At 38.1% G+C, this 17,461-nt stretch carries 17 protein-coding genes and 1 pseudogene; 13 read left to right on the top strand and 5 right to left on the bottom strand.

From position 1 onward, the window contains the following. Positions 1–741: 741 nt before the first annotated feature. Complete coding sequence (locus tag HWX04_RS08615) at positions 742–1,023, top strand: DUF6460 domain-containing protein (protein WP_246257463.1); 282 nt, start codon at positions 742–744, stop codon at positions 1,021–1,023. A 25-nt stretch (positions 1,024–1,048) separates the two neighbouring features. On the opposite strand, the gene HWX04_RS05285 is transcribed toward HWX04_RS08615, so the two are convergent. From HWX04_RS05285 to HWX04_RS05295, 3 genes and pseudogenes are all read right to left on the bottom strand, one after another. Next, a complete protein-coding gene (locus HWX04_RS05285; RefSeq protein WP_175869152.1) occupies positions 1,049–1,858 on the bottom strand; it encodes a TIGR02186 family protein in 810 nt (269 codons plus the stop codon). Between the two features lie 2 nt (positions 1,859–1,860). After that, the gene (locus HWX04_RS05290) at positions 1,861–2,787 is read right to left on the bottom strand and encodes a sulfite exporter TauE/SafE family protein (protein WP_175869153.1); all 927 of its coding nucleotides are present in this window, start codon (positions 2,785–2,787) and stop codon (positions 1,861–1,863) included. 174 nt (positions 2,788–2,961) lie between these two features. Beyond that, positions 2,962–3,802, bottom strand: a pseudogene (locus HWX04_RS05295) (hypothetical protein). Between the two features lie 534 nt (positions 3,803–4,336). Here HWX04_RS05295 and HWX04_RS05300 point away from each other — a divergent pair. Together HWX04_RS05300 and HWX04_RS05305 are read left to right on the top strand one after the other, a co-directional pair. After that, positions 4,337–5,083, top strand: a complete 747-nt coding sequence (locus HWX04_RS05300) for an electron transfer flavoprotein subunit beta/FixA family protein (protein WP_175869154.1) — start codon at positions 4,337–4,339, stop codon at positions 5,081–5,083. A gap of 46 nt (positions 5,084–5,129) precedes the next feature. Further along, on the top strand, positions 5,130–6,050 hold the full coding sequence (locus HWX04_RS05305; protein ID WP_175869155.1) for an electron transfer flavoprotein subunit alpha/FixB family protein: 921 nt from the start codon (positions 5,130–5,132) through the stop codon (positions 6,048–6,050). On the opposite strand, the gene HWX04_RS05310 is transcribed toward HWX04_RS05305, so the two are convergent. Beyond that, positions 6,045–6,221, bottom strand: a complete 177-nt coding sequence (locus HWX04_RS05310) for a hypothetical protein (RefSeq protein ID WP_175869156.1) — start codon at positions 6,219–6,221, stop codon at positions 6,045–6,047. The two genes, HWX04_RS05305 and HWX04_RS05310, sit on opposite strands and share 6 nt — an antisense overlap. On the opposite strand from HWX04_RS05310, the gene HWX04_RS05315 reads away from it, so the two are divergent. The 5 genes from HWX04_RS05315 (at position 6,220) to HWX04_RS05335 (ending at position 10,599) form a co-directional block, all read left to right on the top strand. Continuing rightward, positions 6,220–7,881, top strand: a complete 1,662-nt coding sequence (locus HWX04_RS05315; RefSeq protein ID WP_175869157.1) for an electron transfer flavoprotein-ubiquinone oxidoreductase — start codon at positions 6,220–6,222, stop codon at positions 7,879–7,881. The two genes, HWX04_RS05310 and HWX04_RS05315, sit on opposite strands and share 2 nt — an antisense overlap. Positions 7,882–8,138: 257 nt before the next feature. Next, the gene (rsmI, locus tag HWX04_RS05320) at positions 8,139–9,026 is read left to right on the top strand and encodes a 16S rRNA (cytidine(1402)-2'-O)-methyltransferase (protein WP_175869158.1); all 888 of its coding nucleotides are present in this window, start codon (positions 8,139–8,141) and stop codon (positions 9,024–9,026) included. A gap of 16 nt (positions 9,027–9,042) precedes the next feature. After that, entirely contained in the window at positions 9,043–9,411 is a 369-nt protein-coding gene (locus HWX04_RS05325) for a YraN family protein (RefSeq protein WP_175869167.1), read from the top strand. Between the two features lie 104 nt (positions 9,412–9,515). After that, entirely contained in the window at positions 9,516–9,761 is a 246-nt protein-coding gene (locus tag HWX04_RS05330; protein WP_175869159.1) for a hypothetical protein, read from the top strand. Positions 9,762–9,807: 46 nt separating this feature from the next. Further along, positions 9,808–10,599 carry a pyrroline-5-carboxylate reductase gene (locus tag HWX04_RS05335; RefSeq protein ID WP_175869160.1) on the top strand — a complete coding sequence of 264 codons (792 nt, stop codon included), beginning with the start codon at positions 9,808–9,810 and terminating at the stop codon, positions 10,597–10,599. A 756-nt stretch (positions 10,600–11,355) separates the two neighbouring features. Here the strand turns inward: HWX04_RS05335 and HWX04_RS05340 are convergent. Further along, positions 11,356–12,417 carry an Mrp/NBP35 family ATP-binding protein gene (locus HWX04_RS05340; RefSeq protein WP_175869161.1) on the bottom strand — a complete coding sequence of 354 codons (1,062 nt, stop codon included), beginning with the start codon at positions 12,415–12,417 and terminating at the stop codon, positions 11,356–11,358. A 561-nt stretch (positions 12,418–12,978) separates the two neighbouring features. On the opposite strand from HWX04_RS05340, the gene rpmH reads away from it, so the two are divergent. The 5 genes from rpmH (at position 12,979) to HWX04_RS05365 (ending at position 16,927) form a co-directional block, all read left to right on the top strand. Beyond that, positions 12,979–13,113 carry a 50S ribosomal protein L34 gene (rpmH, locus tag HWX04_RS05345; RefSeq protein ID WP_005864709.1) on the top strand — a complete coding sequence of 45 codons (135 nt, stop codon included), beginning with the start codon at positions 12,979–12,981 and terminating at the stop codon, positions 13,111–13,113. A gap of 117 nt (positions 13,114–13,230) precedes the next feature. Continuing rightward, entirely contained in the window at positions 13,231–13,623 is a 393-nt protein-coding gene (gene rnpA, locus HWX04_RS05350; RefSeq protein WP_175869162.1) for a ribonuclease P protein component, read from the top strand. Further along, positions 13,613–15,454, top strand: a complete 1,842-nt coding sequence (gene yidC, locus HWX04_RS05355) for a membrane protein insertase YidC (protein ID WP_175869163.1) — start codon at positions 13,613–13,615, stop codon at positions 15,452–15,454. The genes rnpA and yidC overlap by 11 nt, the downstream gene beginning before the upstream one ends. Next, entirely contained in the window at positions 15,451–16,095 is a 645-nt protein-coding gene (gene yihA, locus HWX04_RS05360; protein WP_175869164.1) for a ribosome biogenesis GTP-binding protein YihA/YsxC, read from the top strand. Before yidC ends, yihA begins: the two co-directional genes overlap by 4 nt. Before the next feature lie 139 nt (positions 16,096–16,234). Then, a complete protein-coding gene (locus HWX04_RS05365; RefSeq protein WP_175869165.1) occupies positions 16,235–16,927 on the top strand; it encodes a glutathione S-transferase family protein in 693 nt (230 codons plus the stop codon). The last annotated feature ends 534 nt before the right edge of the window (positions 16,928–17,461 follow it).

Genomic DNA, 17,461 nt, shown 5'->3' on the forward strand with positions numbered 1-17,461 from the left:
TTCTTTCTTCTAGCGATTTTTCCGTCATCAAAGCACTCGCCCCACTAGCGCAAGCGCCTTAATAACAATTTGATATTTCAACAAAACAGGAAAATTCACCCATTTTTCAATATCAACCACCTCTCCCCCTTTTTCAAAGCTAAATAACAAGCTTCTCATTATATCTTATTGCAAAACAAAAAGAGCATAAGCACCACAAACCCCTGATATTCGCTCACGCGCTCGTAGAGAACAAAACTTTTTTCAACATCCTATTTTAATATCTTTGCTCCTTTAACCATACTCAATTCATTGCTTGCATTTTTTAGAAAAAAATATCTTTTCAATTCACTAAAGTTGAAATATCCAAATATAATACCCATATAAGCACAGCCTTATCAGAATAGATAGTCTTTTTTTAAGTAAACGGTTTTGAAATATTATTCTATACACGAGACAATACTAAGTCCATTACAACATCTTCAACGAATAAGAACTTTTACCCTGAGGAGAAATATCAAAACGTTATAAAAATTGCCTTACAAGTTCTTAGAAAAAAAAGGAAATTTCTTCATTTAATAAAAGAAGGACCATGAAAATATTGCAAAAAATAATAAAAACAGCATATATTTTAACAACCGGCACCAATATTACACCAGTACTAAGGTGGTGAAAAACAAAAAAATGTTTTTCCGTTATGATAATAATATCACTGTCCAATGATAATATAAAAAAACACAAAAGATTCGAAAGTATATTTAAATGAGCCGAAAGAAAAAATTATCAAATTCTTTTCATAAATTTCTTAAAGAAACATTCAGCCACGTCGGCCTAAAATTACTTATCCTTTCATTTTTCATTGGTATTGTAATGAAATTTTTTGGATGGACACCTCACAACCTCATACAAAAAATAATAGATTTTCTTCAATCTTTATGGGGAACAGGATTTATAACGCTTAAAAACTTCTTCCACACAACCATGTTGGGCGCTATTATTGTTGTGCCTATTTTTCTTGTCTTACGCATTTTTCATAAAAAATAAACGCCTTAAATATTTTTCTTGGGTGTTAGTCTTTTCGAAAAATCAAACGACATAAAAATCCTGTGCTCACAGCGATAATCACTGCAAAAATACCATAGAGGAAACGATACTGATGCGCCGCATAGAAAATTGTATAAGCAATATGTGCTTTAACAATTTCAAGAGTCGTTGTTGCACTATCAATAAACTGCCCATCACGAAAAAGATAAGCTCGAGCCTTATAATGTCCAACAGGAATATTAGCTGGTAAACGAAAATGTGCCGTGAAAAGTTTATCAGAACCAAAACGAACACCGCCTACTTCTTCATAATAAAGACTTTTAGCTTTTTGCAGTTTTGTAAGTTCATCACGAAAGATTTGAACTTTTTTCTGATCTTGATCATCTGTCTGCAATGGCAAATAGAGTAACCCTAATCCCAAACGTTTATAATCTTCAACACTGGTAATATCATCAATTTCACGCGTTGTGACCATAGAGTAAAAAAGAGGAACATTTTTAAAAATAAGGGAATCCGTATTAACCCATACACCAGCATTGCGTTTCTTTTCCCGCATGACCATTGGCTGAGTTTGTCCTTCCAAGCTTACAACAACATCATAACGGTTTTGTCGAGAATATAATGGATCAATATTTTCCAAAACACCAGCAATATAAAGATCGCGACCAGCAAAATTTGCATCCACCGTAATCGTATTCGATGTGACGATAATTTGGACAGTTTCGTGATCAATTTGATCAATGAATGTTTCTGTCATCCCAATATGGGAGCATGTAGAAAAAGAAACAAAACAAAAGCAACCTGCAATGATGCATAAAGAAAATAATCTACCCATTTTTATCTCATAAGAATATCTAGAGAGAAAAGATTATCAGGGCGTACAAATAATTGAAAAGCAAGACGCATACACACAATCAACACCAAACATGCAAGGGCCATACGCAATTGTTCAGCCTTTAGCTTCCGTCCAGCCCGTGTTCCATATTGTGCGCCAATACTTCCTCCAAGCATTAACAAAAAAGCCAAGACAATATCAACGGACTGATGAGTCATACTTTGCAAAACTGTCGTGAAAGAAGACACAAATGTAATCTGAAAAAGCGAAGTCCCTATCACGACACTGGTTGGAACACGTAGCAGATAAATCAATGCTGGGATCATAAAGAACCCCCCACCAATTCCCATAATAGAAGATAACAACCCCACAATGAGACCAATTCCTAACACTGGAATAATGCTGACATAGATCATAGATGTCCGGAAACGCATTTTTAACGGTAAGCGATGAATCCAGTTATGTCGACGTCGACCTGCAAGACGAACATTGGCTTTTCCTAACCTACGCTTGCGCATCATATCATACCAACTTTCAACAATCATCAAGCTTCCTATACTTCCAAGAAGAATCACATAAAGAAGCGAAATCATGAGGTCTAATTGACCTAACTTTTTCAAAATAGAAAAAATCAGAATCCCGATTAACGAACCAGCCCCTCCTCCTATCGCCAGAATAATACCAAGTTTGATATCAAGCGTACGTCGTCTAAAATGTGTAATCGCCCCCGTTACAGATGATGCAATCATCTGGTTAGCACCTGTTCCCACAGCAATAGCAGGAGAAATATTATAAAAAATCAATAAAGGCGTGATCAGAAAACCACCACCAATGCCAAAAAGACCTGAAAAAAAACCCGCAACAACTCCCATACCAATCAAAATCAGCATATTGAGTGACATTTCAGCAATTGGTAAATAAATACTCACGAAAAGAACCTTTAAGATAATTTGAAACTTTTCAATAATTAGAGAATCCTTCTCCCCCTCTTTTCCCATCATCTATGTTGCATGTTTAAAAGAATAATTTTAAGTGCTATAGCTTTCGCACAATTTACGAATGCGCAATACATTTCACATCTATTAACATCAACAGCGTAAAAACTAAAAAAAACGAGCTCCTTTTAAAAGCTATAAAAACATAACGTTATCGTGACCATAAATGCAACGATTAAAAAATAAAGAGCACTTTTTTTACAAAATAAGATAAAAAAGAGACATGTCCCCGAGACTGCACCTTTAAGGGAGGAGAAAAATCAGTCTCAATACAATGATGAGATGCAGGCCCTTCCATACCCTTTTCTTCTATCACAGTACGCTCCACTGTTTCTTCAGTCTTTTTAAAAGAAGACTTCAGAGCATCACTTGGCAAAAGTGCACCTCTGGGCAAAGAGCTTTTATTTTCTTTCTGCAACGCATTTTCAACATTTGTGTGGAGTGGCGTTATACTATTTTGTCTTGAAAAATTTTGCGCTTTTTGAAGGAATAAGCGTTCTTGATTTTCCTCACATTCCATATCCATATGAGCAAGTTTTTGCACAACAGAATCAGGTGATTTTGAACGAAACCCCCGTCGTGTTAGAGCTGCTTCTTCTAAGCTTTTTTTTTCACTCTGCAAACTTTGAATAAGTGTTTTAATCTGGTCTAAAGACTCAAAAAGCCTTTTTTCCCTTTGGCGACGAATATAATATTCAGCCAAAATGGCTCTACTAATATCATCTAAGTAAGATTTAAAATGCTCTTCTACCAAACCCTGCTGGTTCAAAGGACGTGGTGAATGCTTCATTTTCATTTGTGCATAAACAGTGCGTAATTTCTGAGCAATATCCGACATTGTTACTTCTACAGACGTATCCACTCTCTTCTTCTGCTCAATAAAAGAAGAAATTTGATCACTCCGAACCTGATTGGGTGCTTGGTCGATCGTATGCCCCTTCGTATTCACAAACGTCTACCCCTCATTAACCTTTTTGAAAAGAATCGTAAGAAATGATAAGAAGTGTGCTCTATTTTAGTAAATAGAGCTTTAAGAACTCCTATTTTTTGTTAGAAATATTTTTTCCCAATCTTCATCTAAAATATTTGCCTAATATTCATCCCAACTATTTGAAAGAAAGATCTTTAATTTTTCTACCCTTAAGATTTGCAGCGTAAAACCATTCCCCCATTTTTATTTTTTTCACTTAATTTTTCATTGCATAAAATTTCTATTCGTCATCATAAACAGAGCCTATAAAACGAAAAAAGAAAATTTTCACAAGACAAATTGATTTTTTTACTTTTTATTCAAGCAAATAAGGCAATTATAAAAATGCAAAAGAAATGAAGATTGAAAATGACGATATGTAAAGTACACGTAAACATAAAAAAGCTTATATGGATAGAGAGCACAGGTTATAAGTGAGATTTCATTTTAAACAATTTTCTTTCTTATGATTATTGCTATAAACTTGTAATCATACAAAAAAAGAGGATCATCATGAAGATAATTGTCGCTGTCAAACGTGTTGTTGATTATAATATCAAGATACGCGTCAAATCCGATAGCACAGGCGTTGATCTGTCTCATGTAAAAATGTCTATGAATCCTTTTGATGAGATAGCCGTTGAGGAGGCAATTCGCCAAAAAGAATCTGGTAAAATTTCAGAAGTTGTTCTTGTTTCAATTGGGCCAGAAGCAACCCAAGAAACTTTACGAACAGGACTTGCCATGGGAGCTGATCGCGCACTTCTTGTCACAACAGATCAAACACTTGAACCCTTAAGCATCGCGAAGGTTCTCAAAGCCATTGTTGATGAAGAAAAACCCGATATGGTCTTTTTAGGAAAACAAGCAATTGATGACGATAGCAACCAAACTGGACAAATGCTGGCCGCTCTTCTTGGTTGGGGACAGGCAACTTTTGCTTCACATCTTAACATAGAAAATGGATATGCTACCGTTATACGTGAGGTTGATAATGGAACACAAACCCTTTGTCTTCCCCTTCCCATGGTTATGACAACCGATCTACGGCTCAATGAACCGCGTTACACTTCTCTTCCCAATATCATGAAAGCAAAAAAGAAAATCATTGAACAAAAAACTCTTGCTGATCTTGGCATCGATACGAAAGCACGCCTAACAATTTTAAGTGTTGAAGAGCCAAAACCCCGTCAACCTGGGATTAAAGTGGCTAATGTCGCAGAGCTTGTCGGTGCACTAAAACAAAAAAACTGCATTTAATATTCTCTAGAGTAAAAGCAATACTCACATCAAAGGGCAAACATTTATGGCAATTCTTTTATTAGCCGATCATAATACAGAAGAAACCGCAAAAGCACTCACCGCTGCGCACGCACTGAAGAGCGATATCGATATTTTGGTTTGCGGAGAAAACGTTCAAACGACAGCGGAAAAGAGTGCTAAACTTAACGGTGTGCGGCAAATCCTTATTGCCGAGGCCGATTATTTAGCTCATCAACTTGCCGAGCCTATAGCAGAGACAATCATCACTTTAGCCAACGATTATGATGTGATCATGACGCCAGCCAGCAGCACTGGGAAAAATGTGATGCCGCGCGTAGCAGCCCTTCTTGATCTTATGCAAATTTCAGATATTACCACTGTCCTTTCCCCCGATACCTTCAAACGCCCTATTTATGCAGGCAATGCCCTTGAAACTATCCGCAGCAATGATCATAAAAAGATTATAACCGTTCGCACAGCCTCTTTCACACCAACACCTTCCCAAAATAATTTAGCGCCCATTAAAACAATAACACCAGCGCCCAATCCCAATCTTTCTTCTTTTATAAAAGCAAAAACCAACAAAAGTAATCGTCCGGATCTTTCCTCTGCACGTGTTATTATCTCAGGCGGGCGTGGTCTTGGTTCACAAGAGCAATTTATGGCTCTTCTTCTTCCCCTTGCAAACAAATTAAATGCTGCTTTAGGTGCCAGCCGTGCAGCAGTTGATGCTGGCTATGCTCCCAATGATTGGCAGATTGGACAAACAGGAAAAGTCGTTTCTCCTGAACTCTATATCGCTGTTGGCATTTCCGGTGCAATCCAACATTTAGCCGGTATAATGGATGCCCAAATTATCGTTGCCATTAATAAAGATGAAGAAGCGCCCATCATGCAAATTGCCGATTACGCCCTTGTCGGTGATCTCCACCAAATTATTCCAGAATTGGAGAAAACTTTATAAGCGATGAATGCCTTTCAGCATCTTCAACACGAAAATATGGAATTTAACAAAGCCATTGTTAAAAACAGAACCAACACCAATAGAACTTTTCGCCATGCAAATCGTTGAGTTCCATCTTGTGGTCAATCCACGCCAAACTGTTCCAGAATTGGAGAAAGCTTTATAAGCCATGAAAGCACCTCTGCATGATCAGCGTGAAAGTATGGAGTTTGACATCGTCATTGTCGGAGCAGGTCCTGCAGGGCTTTCTGCTGCAATTCGTCTGAAACAAATTAATCCTGAGCTTTCTGTCACAATTATTGAAAAAGGAACAGAAGTTGGAGCCCATATTCTCTCTGGCGCTGTTGTTGACCCCATTGGTATTGATACACTCTTACCGGAATGGAGAAGTGACCACGACCATCCCTTCACAACGCCTGTTACCCGTGACCAGTTTTTTTTTCTAAAGCCGCAAAAAGCGACACGATTACCCAATACCTTGTATCCCAAAATCTTATCCAATGACGGGTGTTATATTGTTTCACTTGGAAGCGTTTGCCGCTGGCTCAGTAAAAAAGCCGAAGCGCTGGGTGTAGAAATTTATCCAGGTTTTGCCGCAACAAAAACCATCCAGAATGAGAACGGAGCCATCATTGGTGTTCTCACCAGTGATATGGGGCTTAACAAAGATGGAACCCCTGGAAAAAATTATATGCCTGGTATGGCATTATTGGCAAAATATACACTGATTGCGGAAGGCGCACGCGGCTCAATTGCAAAACAACTGATACAACATTTTAACCTTAGCAAAAATCGTGAACCCCAAAAGTTCGGTCTCGGTCTCAAAGAACTCTGGGAAATTGATCCCGCAAAACACCAACGCGGTTTAGTGCAACATTTCACCGGTTGGCCCTTAGACAATCATACCGGCGGGGGKGGTTTTCTTTATCACCAAGAAAACAATATCATTTCTGTCGGTTTTGTTGTGCACTTAGATTACAAAAATCCTTATCTTTCTCCCTTTGAAGAATTTCAACGTTTTAAAACCCATCCAAAGCTCTATGAAATCTTCAAAGGTGCAAAACGCCTTTCCTATGGTGCACGTGTGATCAGTGAAGGAGGGTGGCAATCTGTCCCAAAACTCACCTTTCCTGGTGGAGTGCTGATTGGTTGTTCTGCTGGCTTTGTCAATGTTCCTCGGATCAAAGGATCACACAATGCCATTTTATCGGGCATATTAGCTGCCGATAAAATTGCTACCGCCCTTACGCAAGGACGTGCCCATGATGAGGTCAAAGAAATCGAAGAACAATGGCGAAAAGGACCCATTGGCAAAGATCTTTATAAAGTGCGAAATGCCAAACCACTTTGGGCAAAATATGGCACAAAATATGGAATTAAACTTGCCGGGTTTGATATGTGGTGGCAACAACTGTTCGGATTTTCCTTATTTAAAACACTCCCCCATGGCAAGGAAGATTATGCCTGTCTTGAACCAGCAGAAAACTTTCAACCCATTGCTTACCCAAAACCCGATGGTATTGTAACCTTTGACTGCCTTACAAGTGTTGCCCTTTCCAACACGCACCATGAAGAAAATCAACCTTGTCATTTAAAAATAGCCTCATTAGAAAAACAAAAAGACTCCGAATATGCAATCTACGGAGGACCTTCCACACGCTATTGCCCCGCCGTTGTCTACGAATGGCTAGAGTATAATGATCATCTAACGTATATGATCAACGCTTCAAATTGCATACATTGTAAAACGTGCGACATTAAAGACCCAAACCAAAACATTACCTGGACCTGTCCGCAAGGCAGCGAAGGTCCCTTTTATCCTAATATGTAACCTCCCTCCCAATAATCATTGCTTATTTCCCTGAAATTGAAAATCTATCGATCACCTTCATGCATAGGCTCTTTCACAATATAAAAAGTTATCCTATTATGAAGTAACCAGCTATTTAAGTAAGGAAGCCTGAGCAAATAAGTCGTTGTAATGATAAAAATGTGCTGGTAAAAAGTGAGCAAAAAGAACTTATGCGTATGCATAAAATCTTGATAAGATATCTTGTGGTGAGGGGAATTTGATGAAGAGCAAAGAGCATGTGTGAAAAAGCATATTCTATAGGTCCGCATGCTTATTCGGCCCCCATCATAGAGCCAGGGCTTTATCTTGTGGCAACACCTATCGGAAATCTTGCAGATATTACGCTTCGTGCTTTGCAAGTGCTGGCAGGCGTTGATATTTTAGCATGTGAGAACACGCGGGTAACCCGTGTTTTGTTGGAACGTTATGGTATTCACAAAAAAACTTTTCTCTATCATGAGTATAATGCACAAAAATCAGGTCCGAAGCTCTTAGCGGCTTTAGCGGAAAACAAAACGGTAGCGCTTGTTTCAGATGCGGGAACGCCCCTTATTTCTGATCCTGGATTTCGATTAGTCGAAGAAGCCCGTAAGGAAGGTCATAAAATTGTTCCGATCCCTGGGGCATCAGCTCTTTTAGCTGCTCTGACCCCGACAGGGCTTCCAACCGACAGCTTTTTCTTTGCAGGTTTTTTGAGTGCACGCAAAGCACAACGTCAAAAACGGTTAGAACAATTAAAAGAGATTCCAACAACTTTGAWTTTTTATGAATCACCGCATCGTCTTATTGAAACTTTACAGGATATGGTCACTCTTTTTTCGGCCGATCGGCCTGCCGCAATTTGTCGTGAATTAACAAAAAAATTTGAAACCGTAGACGTTTCTAATTTGGGAAGTTTGTTGGAAACTTATAAAAAACAAACACAGATTCGTGGGGAAATTGTTTTGCTTGTTGGAGAATCATCATCTTCTTTAAATGTGATGAGTGATCAAGAAGTTGATGAAATGTTATTAAAACTTGCACAGACACATTCTGCTGCTCAAGCAGCAGCTTTGGTTGCAAAAAAGTCTGGAGTTAAAAAGCAGGAACTTTTTCAGCGGTTAATTTTTCTAAAAAATGCATAAAATCATGCGTAAGACGATAGAAAAAAAACAGAGACAAAAGTCTTTTTATCGAGGGGTTCGTGCAGAAAAATTGGCCGCTTGGTGGTTGCGTTTCAAAGGATTTCACATTGCTGAAATGCGGTTTAAAACAAAGTGTGGGGAAATTGACTTAATTGCACGACGTGGAAATTTAGTATTAATTGTTGAAGTTAAAGCACGTTCAACATTGATGGAAGCAATGGAAGCGGTTTCCCGAATGAATGAAAGACGAATTGAGGCAGCAGCCGATATTTGGCTCGCACGGCAAAAAGATTATGCTCTTTTGTCTGTGCGCTTTGATTTGATCGCAATTTTACCTTGGCGTTTGCCACAACATATTCCAACATTTTTTACCTCTGATCAATAAGTGGCCCCCCCCTATTTTAACCATACTCAATAAAAAATATTTCTTCTTTATGTGCATATGCGTTAAAAAGTCTATAACCGTTTGAGCGCTATAAGGAGCGAAATATGGATGATTATGAAAAATTTGCAACAGCTTTGCTCATTGTTTTTGGAGTGCTGATTATTGGTGGTTTAATGGCAATGCATATTGTACTGATGAATAAACCAGGTTTTTTATTTGCCTTAGCCGCAGCTATTGGTGGTTGGTTTTCTGCTTTTGCCGTTCTATTTGATAAGCCCAAAATCTATTTAGGGTTGATTATTTTTGCAATGCTCTGTGTTGCTTCCTCAATTAGCATTTATGTTAGTTAAAACCCCTAATGAGATTCCTTTTAAAATGTAAAACTGAGAAATAAACATGAAACTGAGCTTTTTGGGAACAGGCACAATCAGCGCTTGCATGATAGATGGTCTCATGACAAGCGCCTTTAATGTTTCTTCCATTATTGTTTCACCTCGCAATGCTGAAATAGCAGAGCGTCTTTCACGCACTTATGATAAGGTTATGATTGCTGAAAATAACCAAGCATTGCTCGATGTAAGTGATTGCGTTTTTCTTTGTTTGCCCAACCAAATTGCAGAAGAGGTTTTGCGCTCTCTTCGTTTTCGTCCAGAACAGCTAGTTATTTCCGTTCTCGCTATGGCAAAAGCAGTAGAAGTGGAAGCGTGGATCAACCATAAAGTTTATCGTGCTGTTCCGTTACCTTTTGTTGCAGAATGCAAAAATTTGACACCCATTTATCCTGATCATCCCTTTTTACGTAGTTTATTTGATGCATTGGGGGGCACATTGGTGCTAGAGAAGGAAGAACAGTTTAATCTTTTTATGACAGCAGGTTCTCTTATGGGCGTATATTTTAATTTTATAGAAACAGCCCATCAATGGTTTATAACACAAGGGGTTAAAAAACAGCAATCAGCAGAATTCCTGACCATGATGTTTGGAAATCTTACGGATGAAATGCGTAAAATTATAGCAACGGACCGTTCTAGCTCTCTTGATTTTGCACTGCTTGAAAAAGAGTTTTCAACAAAGGGGGGAACAAATGAATTTTTATCAAACTATTTTTCTCATCAAGGGGGAAGAAGTGCTTTAACAACAGCTCTTGAGGCGACTTTACAAAAAATGGATGCTTCTAAAAAGACTTGACCAATATTTTTTCTCATCTCAATTAAGAGAGAATTAAACATGGATTGATAAAATTGTCTGCTATAGATCTTTCAAGAGAAGGAAAAACAGATTTTTTAAATGCCTATCCCTTTAATTTACATGAATAGAAATAAATCTTTCAATTAATCTGCAAAATATTTTTATAGCATAAAATCGCTTATAGGAAGATCATTCATCCTTTAACATTTAAATGAGAATACTAAAAAAATCTTTTCGCATTTTTCTTTCTTTTATAAGAAAACAACATTGAAATAAAAGCGTTTAAGAAGAGCGTAAAGAGACGTGCTCACTTTATGCAAAAATAGGGGAAAGCTTGGAGAGAGTAAAAAGCATAATGGATATGACTTATATTTAAATAAAAATAGAATGAGATCTATACACTTCATACAAGTCTTTACATTATACCATTCACAAGCTCTCTCGTGAAATGGTATAATGCATTGAGCAATATTTTCTTTAAAACAAACGCTTGCATGAAAAACATCAATATACTCTTGAGAATTTTGTTGTTGCGTAAAAAGCATATTCTAATAAAAAACGCGAAAGAATACATCATCTCTACTTTTTTAAAAATCTTTCTTTCGATACTTTTGAACGTAGAAAAATCGAATGAAAAGATGATGATAGAAAATCACTTTCTCCGGATTAGAATTCATATTTCACTTACAAAAAAAGCAACTATTTTTGTACTTTTCATAAATTTTCTTTAGCAAACTCGTTTAAACAAACATAAATTCAAAAGAGTTTATTTTTTATTCGATCAACAATTGTACAATACAGTTGAACGTGCTCGCCATCAGGCTGAGCAACAAAAATAGGGATTCCCTCATCTGAAGAAAATCGTAAAGCTGCATCAAGCGGTATTTCTGCTAAGAAAGGGACCTCTCGACGTTCCGCTTCTCCCCGTGCACCACCATGGCCAAAAATATCGTAGCGTTTTCCTGTATCAGGAGCGATAAAATAACTCATATTCTCAATCAGCCCTAAAATAGGAACATTGACTTTCATGAACATTTCTATCGCTTTACGTGCATCAACTAAAGCAAGATCTTGAGGCGTAGAAACAACCACCGCACCCGTTAATTGTACTTGTTGCGCAAGCGTTAATTGTGCATCCCCTGTCCCGGGTGGCATATCCACAACCAAAACGTCCAAAGGCCCCCATACAACATCTCGTAATAATTGCGTTACAGCGGCCATAACCATAGGACCACGCCAGACCACCGGCTTTTCTTCCTCAACTAAAAAACCCATCGACATTAATTTAAGACCAAATTTTTCAAGAGGTTTAATCTTTTTTCCCTCAATGAAGTGTGGTTTTTGGTTAACAAGTCCTATCAAACGTGGCAAAGATGGACCATAGATATCTGCATCCATCACCCCTGTTTTGAAGCCTGCATTTTGTAAAGCTAAGGCGATATTGATCGCCATCGTCGATTTTCCCACCCCTCCTTTTCCAGAAGCAACAGCAATCACATGGCCCACACCTTCTATAGGCATTTTTACTGGCAAAAGATTTGCTCTCTGTCGAGGTACTCCCTTTGTTGTTTTTTCTGCTGTAAGCGTGACAACAACAGATTCTACTCCATCCACAGCGCACACCAACTCTTCAGCAGAACGGCGCAATGATTCCCATTCTTGCACACGTCCATCAGGAACTGTAATGGAAAAGAAAACCTTGCCATCAGCAATTAATATTTCTGAAAGAAGCCCCAACGAGACAATATCGCTTTCAAGATCTGGTCCTTTGATTTTACGTAACACGTTGCGGACAACCTCACTTGTAATAGGATCCACGCTCTTTCCTCTCTATAAAATATCAACAAATACAAGCATAAAAACGAACAATACTGATAGATTCATCTCCTAAAAATTTCTACTTTACTGAAGAATATAAAGTATAAATAACTTATATTTTATCTCTTTAAAAACATGAAGCACCCTTAAATTAAAGAAACTCAAGCACAAAATCTGCTATAAAAGCTTATCAAGCACATTTATGCGACAACACTTTAATGAACATTCTGATAAGGATTTTGTAAAAAACAAAATTGAGAAAAGCTCTCAGTATCAAAGTCTTTTTTAAATTGAGCATACAATAATCCATCACACTTTATTTAATTCTTTAACGCCCTAGTCATTATTTTCTGACACTTTTAAGATATCACAAAAAAGTGTTGCAAACAGTTATAAGGTGTTTTGTATTTTTTCAAGCGAAGAAAAATAATCTGAGATTGACTTTTTTTATATTTTTTCTTATGGCTTAACAGCCGTCTGATAGGGTGAAATTGTTCATCTCGCATAAATTATTCATAAAACGAAGATTAAGAAGGGCCGCACTCCGCGGTATTTAAATAAATGAAACGTACTTACCAACCCTCTAAACTTGTCCGTAAACGCCGCCATGGATTTCGTGCACGCATGGCGACAGCTGGAGGACGTAAAGTTATTGCTGCAAGACGTGCTCGTGGACGTAAACGGCTCTCTGCTTAACTCTTTAATTTTCACAACCGTTGAGGATTGCTCATCATTTCTTCGTTGTGAAACTTTTGTTATGAACCTCTAATGCTTGGTCAGCCAAGCATTTAGTGAAATTGCGAAATATTCTTTATGAAGAAAAAACATCCCTGCCGCATTCGCAAAAGAGCAGACTTTTTGGCTGTCCGTACAGGAGAAAGGCGACGTGGCCCTTTATTTTTACTCGAAGTTAAATCTCGTGAACAAACAACAGAAAGCAAATCTTCTCTTGTTGCACGTGTAGGCTTCACCGTTACCCGTAAAAGCGGTAATGCTGTGAAACGTAATCGTATCAAAAGGCGCTTGCGTGAAGCCGTAAGAGTTGGTGTAACACCCCACATGGAAGCAGGAACAGACTATGTCATTGTAGCGTATCGTGATGCGTTACACGCGCCTTTTACATCTTTGATTAATGAATTAAACCGGCGAATAAACCCACAAACAAAACATCAGCAACGACAACAAGGGTATACGAATGGAATATAACCGCAATTTCTTTATCGCTATTGGCTTATCTTTCGTAGTGCTCGTCGCATGGCAATTTCTTCATGTTGCTCCCAAACAAGCAAAGTTACAACAACAAGTCATCACACAACAACAGCAATTGTCAAAACCACAATCAACCCTTTTTACTGCCACAACGAATCTTTCTGACGATACCTCAACGCATCAAATAACATCCATCATCGAACAGCCAATGACTCCCGAAATCCGGAAAGCTGTATTAGCCAAAACAGAGCGTGTTGCGATCAAAACCGATGAACTGGAAGGTTCTATTAATCTTGTTGGTGCACAATTTGATGATCTTTACCTCAAGAGATATCGTGTAACAGTTGATAAACAATCACCGGAAATCGATTTGCTGAATCCTAAAGGATTCAAAACGACCTATCTTGCTGAATTTGGTTTTGCAAGTGCATCTTTGCCAGCAAAAGCTTTGCCACAATCCGATACACAGTGGCAAATAGAGGGAAACAATACAACCCTGACCCCTTCAACACCCGTCACTTTAATTTATAATAATGGGCAGGGACAAATCTTCCGCCGTACCCTTTCTGTTGATGATCATTACATGTTTACCATTGAAGATTCTATCAGCAATGAAGGCGATCAACCGATACATCTCTCCTCCTATGCCCGCGTTGCACGTGCAGCGCCACCAGAACATACAAATGCAACCTATTTGCTTCATGAGGGGATGATAGGTATTGCAGGGGACTCACTCAAAACTGAAAAATATAAAACCTTAGCAGAGCTTGATCCCAATCCTGATAATGGACAAAAGAGCATGACTTTTTCCAAAGTAACAGGAGGCTGGATTGGTATTACCGATAAATATTGGGCTGTAGCGGTTATTCCCCCGCAAGATAAAGAATATACAAGCCGTTTTATTTATTTTGATCGTTTGCAAACACATTATCAATCTGACTTGTTAGGAACGCTTTTAACGATTGCTCCCAATGAAACAAAAACCGTTACAAATCGTCTTTTTGCTGGTGCAAAACAAGTTGAAATCATTAATCACTATCAAAATGACCTAAAAATCAACAAGTTTGCTCTCTTAATTGATTGGGGGTGGTTTGATTTCATCACAAAACCCATGTTTGCCCTTATTGACATTCTTTATAAGCAAACAGGAAATTTTGGTATTGCCATCCTTCTTGTCACAGTTCTCTTAAAAACATTTCTTTTCCCTCTAGCCAATAAATCCTATAAATCTATGGCGCGCATGAAGCTTATACAACCACGATTGCTAGAAATAAAAGAAAAATATCCCGATGACCGAACAAAACAACAACAAGCAATCATAGAATTATATAAAACTGAAAAAATTAATCCTCTTGCAGGTTGTTGGCCAATGCTGGTTCAATTTCCAATATTCTTTGCTCTTTATAAAGTTCTCTATATCACCATTGAAATGCGCCATGCCCCTTTCTTTGGCTGGATTCAAGATTTAGCGGCCCCCGATCCAACGTCTCTTTTTAACTTATTTGGTCTCTTGCCATATACAACGCCAGCATTTCTTATGATTGGTGCATGGCCTTTGATTATGGGAATAACGATGTTTTTACAAATGCGTATGAATCCTACTCCTCAAGATCAAACCCAAGCGATGATTTTCACATGGATGCCTGTCATCTTTACTTTTATGCTCGCCTCTTTCCCTGTTGGTCTTGTCATCTACTGGGCATGGAACAATATATTATCAATTATTCAGCAAGGGATTATGATGAAACGCCAAGGAGTCAAAATTGAGCTTTTTGATAATTTGAAAGCCATGTGGGGAAAATCATCCAAAAAAGAAGAGCGGGAATGAGAAGAGATTCTTCCCTTGCTGGAATTTTTTCTCGTAATTGGGTTTTTATTCGTGGTGTCCCCGCAATACACTTTCTCCCCCCTGAAGGTCCAGCAGAAATCGCATTTGCGGGACGTTCCAATGTTGGAAAATCATCTTTAATCAACGCACTTGTTCAGCAAAAAGGCTTAGCACGAACCTCAAATACACCAGGACGGACGCAAGAACTTAACTATTTTGTCCCCGATGGTTTCAGTGGGCAGCGAGGAGATCTTCCCCCTTTCGCACTGGTAGATATGCCTGGTTATGGTTTTGCTGCTGCTCCTAAAAATCTGGTTGATGCTTGGACAAATTTGATTTTTAGCTATTTACGGGGGCGCACAACACTAAAACGTGTATATCTCTTGATTGATTCACGGCACGGAATCAAAAACAATGATGAAGATGTTCTTGCACTCCTTGATAAAGCAGCCGTTTCTTATCAAATTGTTTTGACAAAAAGTGATAAGATCAAATCAAATGCCTTAGAAAAATTAATGATGACCACACAAACAAAACTTCTCAAACGTCCAGCAGCTTATCCTGAGATCCTTGCAACCTCTTCAGAAAAAACATGCGGTTTGGAAGAATTACGAACCGCCATTTTGCAAACCGTTGCATAAGAGAACACATTCATATTATTAACAATTTATTAAGTGTAATTGCTAGCCGTTGCTAATGATCTTGTACTTCTAGTCAAGCATCTTTATAAAAAAGATGACTTGAAAGAATTCTGATCAACTCTATTTAAGAATATAAATTATGCTGACACTTTTTCACTCTCCCCTATCCACTGCTTCGCGCTTCATACGCCTCATTCTTGGAGAATATGGTGTAGCCACTCAACTGATTGAAGAATATGAATGGGCTAGAAGACATGAATTTCTCGCTCTCAATCCCGCTGGTCATGTTCCTGTTTTTCTCGATGAACACGAAGTTCCATTATCAGGTCCCTTTGTTATCTGTGAATATTTAGATGAAACCCATGGGGGTTTACGACAGGAAAATAAACTTTTTCCGGAAAATCCTTTAGATCGTGCAGAAGTACGCCGCCTCAATGACTGGTTTTTAAATAAATTTGAAAATGAAGCAACGCGCCATATTGTACGAGAAAGAATCCATAAACGTGAAATGCCGCTTGCTATTGGCGGTGGAGCTCCCAATTCACAAATTTTACGCAATGCACGGGCCAATATTCCACCCCATATGAATTATCTCAATTGGCTCTGTGCCTCTCGCGATAGCTTAGTGGGTTCTGCCTTGTCCTATGCGGACCTAGCAGCCGCAGCTTCTGTTTCTGTACTTGACTTTTTAGGGGAAATTGACTGGGAACAAACCCCTGCTGCAAAAGACTGGTATATGCGGATTAAATCACGACCTTCTTTTCGTTCTCTTTTAACAGATCGTGTCCGCGGAATTATTGCAAGTGCCCATTATGCTGATCTTGATTTCTAGTTTCCTCTCACAAATACAAGTAAAAGATATTTTACCTAAAGGAGACTTCTCTGTTTATAAATTTTTATGCATACTAAACAATTTAAGAATAGATTGATTCATAATCCTATTGAACAGAAAATAAAAAACCATCATAATCTCTTATTTCAAGCCTTCTTATAATTCACCTCAAAAATCATTTTGCCGTATCACAAAAAAGACCCGTATAGAGATCAAAATATTTAATAAGGATTTTAAAATCTCTCTTTAAATACAAGAGCTGTAGGGCCATTGAAAGCTAGGCAAATAAAATAACAATAATGCATGATTATCCTCCATTCTTCCCAATATAAGAAAAAACGCATTCCATAACATGCATAAATATTTACTCTTAAATAAAAAAAGCCCATCATGTATTTTTACAAAATAACAATTTTTTCAACGGACTATCCCTAAAAGATAAAGAAGCCAACCAACGCCCATGTGTCAACAATCCAACTTCTCAGACAAACTCCTGTTTCTTTCCCCTTGTATGTGTTTTTATTGATAGATAAC

Source organism: Bartonella gabonensis, from assembly GCF_903679515.1.
Lineage (GTDB): Bacteria > Pseudomonadota > Alphaproteobacteria > Rhizobiales > Rhizobiaceae > Bartonella > Bartonella gabonensis.